The sequence below is a fragment of the Neptunomonas sp. genome (assembly GCF_016744175.1).
Taxonomy (GTDB): domain Bacteria; phylum Pseudomonadota; class Gammaproteobacteria; order Pseudomonadales; family Balneatricaceae; genus Neptunomonas.
In genome coordinates, this window is record NZ_JADGEV010000008.1 from 116,686 (window position 1) to 123,274 (window position 6,589).

General features: G+C 44.3%; 5 protein-coding genes. All 5 read left to right on the plus strand.

Going from position 1 to position 6,589, the window contains the following annotated elements; genetic code table 11:
* Window positions 1–38 precede the first annotated feature (38 nt).
* Complete coding sequence (locus QZZ55_RS05540; protein WP_293266168.1) at window positions 39–932, plus strand: LysR family transcriptional regulator; 894 nt, start codon at window positions 39–41, stop codon at window positions 930–932.
* A gap of 318 nt (window positions 933–1,250) precedes the next feature.
* Window positions 1,251–2,291 carry a 4-hydroxyphenylpyruvate dioxygenase gene (hppD, locus tag QZZ55_RS05545; protein ID WP_293266170.1) on the plus strand — a complete coding sequence of 347 codons (1,041 nt, stop codon included), beginning with the start codon at window positions 1,251–1,253 and terminating at the stop codon, window positions 2,289–2,291.
* 199 nt (window positions 2,292–2,490) lie between these two features.
* A complete protein-coding gene (locus tag QZZ55_RS05550; protein WP_293266172.1) occupies window positions 2,491–3,903 on the plus strand; it encodes a sodium-dependent transporter in 1,413 nt (470 codons plus the stop codon).
* Between the two features lie 156 nt (window positions 3,904–4,059).
* Window positions 4,060–5,364 carry an aromatic amino acid transaminase gene (locus QZZ55_RS05555; protein ID WP_293266174.1) on the plus strand — a complete coding sequence of 435 codons (1,305 nt, stop codon included), beginning with the start codon at window positions 4,060–4,062 and terminating at the stop codon, window positions 5,362–5,364.
* Window positions 5,365–5,537: 173 nt separating this feature from the next.
* The coding region (gene hppD / locus QZZ55_RS05560; RefSeq protein ID WP_293266176.1) for a 4-hydroxyphenylpyruvate dioxygenase at window positions 5,538–6,589 on the plus strand (1,052 nt) is incomplete at its 3' end.

Here is a 6,589-nt window from a genome sequence, read left to right on the forward strand (position 1 = left end):
CTAACATGATTCAACATTCAACCATGAGGTAACGTTAAATGCGTCTTGATATCGAAGCGCTACGTGTTCTTGATGTAGTTATCCAAGAAGGAAGCTTTGCTAAAGCTGCTGCCAAATTGCATAAAGCCCAATCGGCTATTAGCTACCAAATAAAAAAACTAGAACAGCATTTTGATGTCGCTATCTTCGATCGGAGCAGTTACCGAGCGGAACTAACACCTCAAGGACGCGCGTTATGGCAGGAAGGCCGTCAACTCCTACAGCAAGCCATACGGATCGAGAATCTTGCTAATCACTACTCCAAAGGATGGGAACCCACATTTGAACTTGTAATCGATGGTGCCCTACCGCTAGAACCCGTGATGCAGGCAATGAAAGCGTTAGCAGAAAAGGAGATTCCAACCAAAATTCAAATTAAGGTGGAAGCATTAGGCGGGGTCCAGATGCGCTTTGATCAAGATGAAGCCAACATGATGCTTGTTGTTGATTACACCCCTAGCCCTAAACTGAATGCCATTTCGTTACCAGAAGTACCTATGATATTAGTCACATCAAAGGACCACAACTTGGCTCAACAAAAGGAAATCGACCTAAACCAGCTACTAAACCATGTAGAGCTAACGATTCATGACACGAGCGAAATTCCTACGAGCACGCTGGATTCACTGCAATTTGGCGGCGATAAAGTATTTTACTTGCATGGTTTTGATAGCAAGAAAACCTGCCTATTAATGGGCCTAGGCTATGGCTGGATGCCATTATCGTTGATTGAAACAGAGTTGGCCGAAGGCGAACTAATAGAGCTGGATTATCCTAATTCTCGCCATGCTTTCACTCCCCAGCTTGTCTATTCTGCGGAGCAACCTCTGGGTAAGGCCGGCGAATTAATATTAAATGAAGTACTTTCAGAATTTGAAGCGTTCACTCATTAAAAAGCCACATCTTACTCGAACACGCCAATACTACCCGACCTAGCATCCGACCTAGCATCCGACCTAGCATCCGACCTAGTCACTCCTTCCCAACTGTAAAACTGCACCCTCCTGCCTCAGTAGGTGTGCTTCCTTAACAAACAACATCAAATTATTTGATCATCTTTAGCGAAAACTTATTCTTTTTTTTAATCATCAATCAAACGAAAATGATTTAAATCAAGTTTACAGGCCAAACCGTCTCAGATGAGTTCTCTGGCTCATGAGGCATCCAAGCGATAGGCCTGATTAGTAACCGAATAAAAAAAGGAAAAACAAATGACCGATCAAAGCAACCCTCTAAGACTACAAGGCATAGAATTTACAGAATTTGCCAGTACTGATTCTAGTTTCATGCACGATGTCTTTGTCGCATTTGGTTTTTCCAAGTTAAAACAGCACAACACAAAAGACATCACCTACTACAATCAGAACGATATCCATTTCCTTTTAAACAATGAAAAAGCAGGATTCTCAGCCGAGTTTGCTAAGAGCCATGGCCCTGCTATTTGCTCAATGGGCTGGCGAGTAGAAGATGCCGATTATGCTTTTAAAACAGCTATCCAGCGCGGCGCTAAAGCCGCCAATGATATCGATAAAGACCTGCCTTACCCAGCAATCTACGGAATTGGCGATAGCCTGATCTATCTTATTGATAAGTTCGGCGCAAAAGGCACTATCTACGAGACTGATTTTAACCACCTTGACCAGCCTGTAGTTGTTGAAGACAAAGGCTTTATGAATATCGACCATCTGACTAATAATGTCTATAAAGGCACTATGCATAAGTGGGCTGACTTCTATAAAAATATATTTGGTTTCACCGAAGTGCGCTACTTCGATATTAAAGGTGAAAAAACTGCATTGATTTCCTATGCACTACAATCACCAGATGGCAGCTTCTGTATTCCAATTAATGAAGGCAAAGACGATAACAATAATCAAATTGATGAATATCTGGATATGTATAACGGCCCCGGTGTGCAGCATATCGCTTTCCGCTCGAACGACCTGCTCACATCATTAGACAAACTCGATCGTGGAGTAATCGACACGCTGGATATCAGTGATGATTATTACGAAGAAGTTTTCAACCGAGTGCCCGGTGTATCTGAAGATCCAGCACGCGTAAAACACCATCAAGTTCTTCTGGATGGCGATGAGTCTGGCTACTTACTGCAAATTTTCACCAAAAACCTATTCGGCCCAATCTTTATCGAGCTAATTCAACGCAAGAACAATAACGGCTTTGGTGAAGGTAACTTCCAAGCCTTATTTGATTCAATCGAGCGCGATCAAGAACGCCGTGGCGTCATCTAAACCAGCCGTTCAAGCACTGCTCACGGCTATACTATCTCGATTTCTAAGTACTTGAATGAAGAAATCTTGATGTGCATAGCCCAGCATGTGCCAAGGTAAAAATATCAGAAAATCGCCCTATTCCCTTTTCTATGCAAAGGTAACGGGGTTGTTGTACCTGAACACTTACAAATACAAATAATAAAAAACAGGAACACCTATGTCTAACCTAACCGGTGCAATCACTGCATCAACAGATGACAGCGGCGCTGTCACAACTGGAAAAGCCCGCCTTCAGTGGTCAAGCCGCATGGCTTTTATCTTAGCGGCTGCAGGCTCAGCCGTAGGCTTGGGAAATATTTGGAAATTCCCCTATATTACGGGTGAAAATGGCGGTGGTGCTTTCGTACTTGTCTACCTAGCCTGTATTTTGTTGATTGGTATTCCAGTGATGATGGCCGAAATCATGATAGGTCGCCGCGCTCAGAAGAACCCAGCAGAAGCGATGGAAACCCTAGCACGAGAAGCCAAAGCTAACCCTATCTGGAGAAGTGTCGGGTGGATGGGCGTTATTTGCGGCTTTCTAATTCTCAGTTTCTATACCGTCATCGCTGGATGGGCCGTTTCTTATATCTTTACCGCCGGTAGCGGAGCCTTTGTCGACATCACACCTGACCAGGCCGGTGCTATGTTTGGTGGCATGCTGGCCGATCCTATTCGCCTACTGTCATGGAGTACACTGGTTGTTATTGTGACCATGTATATTGTGGGCCGTGGGGTTAACGCTGGTTTAGAAAAAGCGGTTAACTTCTTAATGCCAGGCTTGCTTGTACTTATATTGATAATGGTTGGCTACGCAATGAGCACAGGCCACTTTATTGAAGGCGTTGAGTTTCTTTTTGCCCCAGACTTCAGCAAACTCACCACAGAAAGTGTATTGGTTGCTCTAGGGCATGCCTTCTTCACCCTGAGCTTAGCATCTGGCGCAATCATGACGTACGGCTCATACCTTCCTAAAAACACATCCATTGTTAAAACCTCAATGGCTGTTGCTGTTGTCGATACTGCGGTTGCGTTACTGGCTGGCATGGCCATTTTCCCTATCGTGTTTGCCTACGGCCTTGAGCCAGGTGCAGGACCGGGGCTGATCTTCGTTACCCTACCAATCGCTTTCGGCCAGATGCCATTTGGCACAATGTTTGGCTCACTGTTCTTCATCATGCTATCGATAGCCGCTATCACGTCTGCTATTTCGCTGATCGAGCCAGCAGTTTCTTGGTTAACCGAAAAGCGCCAGTTCTCCCGCCTTAAAGCCTGCATCACTTCAGGCCTTAGTTTATGGCTATTAGGTATTGGCACTGTACTTTCCTTCAATGTCTGGGAAAACAGCAAGCTATTCGGCAAAACGTTTTTTGATCTAATAGACTTCCTGACAGCCAACCTGATGATGCCATTGGGCGGCCTGTGTATCGCAATATTTGCCGCATGGGTTATTAAGCCAAAGGTAGCAGAAGAAGAATTAGGCTTGGGTGCGGGTTTGCTTTTCAAAATGTGGCAGTTCGCAATGCGCTACCTCACCCCGATCGGTATCGTTATTGTATTCCTCAATGCCTTGGGCGTAATCAACTTATAAATATTGCTCTATAGCACTTGGTAAGCGGTCGCTACAGACCGTTTACCACTTCTTCTTACTATTGCTATCCCAATGGCCATATTAACTAAAGCCATAGAACGCACAACAGACGTATAAGCCTAAGTCTCTCTAGCAAACTAAGAAAAGATAATTAGCATGAATGTAAAACCACTAAAGGGTGCTCACGACAACCGCCCCGATATCGTAAACCAAACTATACACAGCAACTCTTTAGCGCTTGAAAGCGCACAAAACCTACAACTAGGATCAATCACGACACACGTCAAAGAAGACCCCATATTTGAGCTGTTACAGCAATTTAGACAAGACAGCCGCAGTAATAAAATTGATCTAGGCATAGGCGTCTATCGCGACCACATCAATCAATCACCGGTTTTTTCAGCCGTTAAACAGGCTGAACAATGGCGTGTCGATACCGAAGAAGATAAAACCTATATTGGGCCCCTAGGAGACCTTCCCTTCTGCCAAGCCATTACTCGTTTAGCGCTTGGAGAAAATCTTGCTGAAAATCTAGCACACAGACTAGCCTATGCACAGACACCCGGAGGCGTTGGCGCCTTGCGCTTAGCCTTTGAGCTGTTGTCAGAAAATAATTCTGATAGAACACTATGGCTCAGCGACACTACCTGGCAGGTACACCTGCCTATCGCCAATGCTGCGGGGTTAGTGCTGCAGCGATATAACTATTACGACCCTGTACAAGGTCCGTTGGGTTTCGAGGCTCTACTGGACAGTCTTTACTCAGCAAAAGCAGGCGACGCCATTCTGTTACAAGCGAGCTGTCATAACCCTACGGGTCTGGACTTAAGCAATGATGAATGGCACAGGCTGGCTCAATATTGCGCACAAAAAGAGCTATTACCCATCATTGATATGGCTTACCACGGACTAGGAAAAAGCCTAGAGGCCGACCGCCAAGGCCTGCGTATTATGGCTTCTGAACTACCCGAATTATTACTCTGCTATACCTGCTCTAAGAATTTTGGCCTGTATCGTGACCGCACAGGTATGGTAATGGCCATCACAGCTGATGCTGAGCGCTGCGCAATGGTTTCAAAGCAGTGGATGCAACTAGCAACCCGACACTACTTTACTCCACCAGCACATGGAGCCAGCCTTGTTAGGAAAATACTCAACAATAATGAGCTACGAAAACTCTGGGAAACTGAACTAGAAACGATTAGCGCCCGTTTACGCGACGTACGGCACAATATATTCAACACATTGAGTGAAGCTGTTCCCGATAAAGATTGGCGTTTTCTGATTGATGGCAGAGGTATGTTTGCTTTATTTCCGTTGTCAGCAAAGGAAATTCTACAGTTACGTGAAGAGTATGGCATCTACATCGTTAACAACGGACGAGTTAACTTATCCGGCTTTAACACGCTTAATTTTTCCAGAGCAATGCAAGCAATGGCTAATGTCTTAAACAAGCAATAAAGAACAGAGACAGAGATTTAATAAAGCTTTAATGATGTGTAGTAGCACAGATTGAATCACTCAATGCCACAATGAAACTTACCCTTGTACTATTGAGGTAAGTAATACCGAAAACCAAATTCTAATAAGACGCATCATCATCTGATTTTAAGAATGACCAAAGGGAATAAACAATGGCAGATTTATTTGAAAACCCAGTAGGCTTAGATGGCTTTGAATTCATCGAATTTTCATCACCTGAAAAGGGCCAACTAGAAACCGTATTTACAGCGATGGGGTTTACCCATATTGCCAATCACCGCACTAAAGATGCGCAACTATGGCGTCAGGGTGGCATTAATTTAATCGCGAATTACGAGCCAAAATCAGCAGCATGGTACTTTGCTCGTGAACATGGACCGTCTGCATGCGGCATGGGCTTTCGCGTTAAAAATGCAGTAAAAGCATATAAGCACTTATTGGCACAAGGTGCTGAACCCGTTGTAGTCGAAACGGGCCCTATGGAACTACGTCTACCAGCAATTAGAGGTATTGGCAGCGCGATCATCTACCTTATTGACCGATATGGCGATGAGTTATCTATTTATGACATTGATTTTGAATACCTTGATGGCGTAGAGCGCAATCCAGTGGGAGCAGGCTTCAAAGTCATCGACCACTTAACTCACAACGTGTATGGCGGTCGCATGAAATATTGGGCTGACTTCTATGAGAAGTTGTTTAATTTTCAAGAAATTCGCTTCTTTGATATCAAAGGTGAATACACCGGGCTAACCTCCAAAGCACTAACGGCACCAGATGGTAAAATTCGCATTCCGCTAAACGAAGAAGGCGAAGGCGGTAAAGGGCAAATTGAAGAGTTCTTAAGAGCATTTAATGGTGAAGGTATTCAACATATTGCTTTTAGTTGCGATGACTTAGTTGCATGTTGGGATCGCTTAAAAAAAATGGGAATGCCTTTCATGACAGCGCCACCGGCAACATATTATGAATTGCTGGAAGGTCGCTTACCTAACCATGGAGAGCCTGTTGAAGAACTTCAAACACGTGGCATATTAATGGATGGCACCATTGAAGGTGGCCCACGATTGCTGCTTCAAATATTCTCTGAAACCCAGTTGGGTCCAGTATTCTTTGAATTTATTCAACGCAAAGGCGATGACGGTTTTGGTGAAGGTAACTTTAAAGCATTATTCGAATCTATTGAACGTGACCAAATTAATCG

What these genes read in the sequence shown, in the direction of transcription:
- QZZ55_RS05555 (WP_293266174.1), top strand. Translation starts at nt 4,060, where the DNA reads ATGAATGTAAAACCACTAAAGGGTGCTCACGACAACCGCCCCGATATC.
- hppD (WP_293266170.1), top strand. Translation starts at nt 1,251, where the DNA reads ATGACCGATCAAAGCAACCCTCTAAGACTACAAGGCATAGAATTTACA.
- QZZ55_RS05550 (WP_293266172.1), top strand. Translation starts at nt 2,491, where the DNA reads ATGTCTAACCTAACCGGTGCAATCACTGCATCAACAGATGACAGCGGC.
- QZZ55_RS05540 (WP_293266168.1), top strand. Translation starts at nt 39, where the DNA reads ATGCGTCTTGATATCGAAGCGCTACGTGTTCTTGATGTAGTTATCCAA.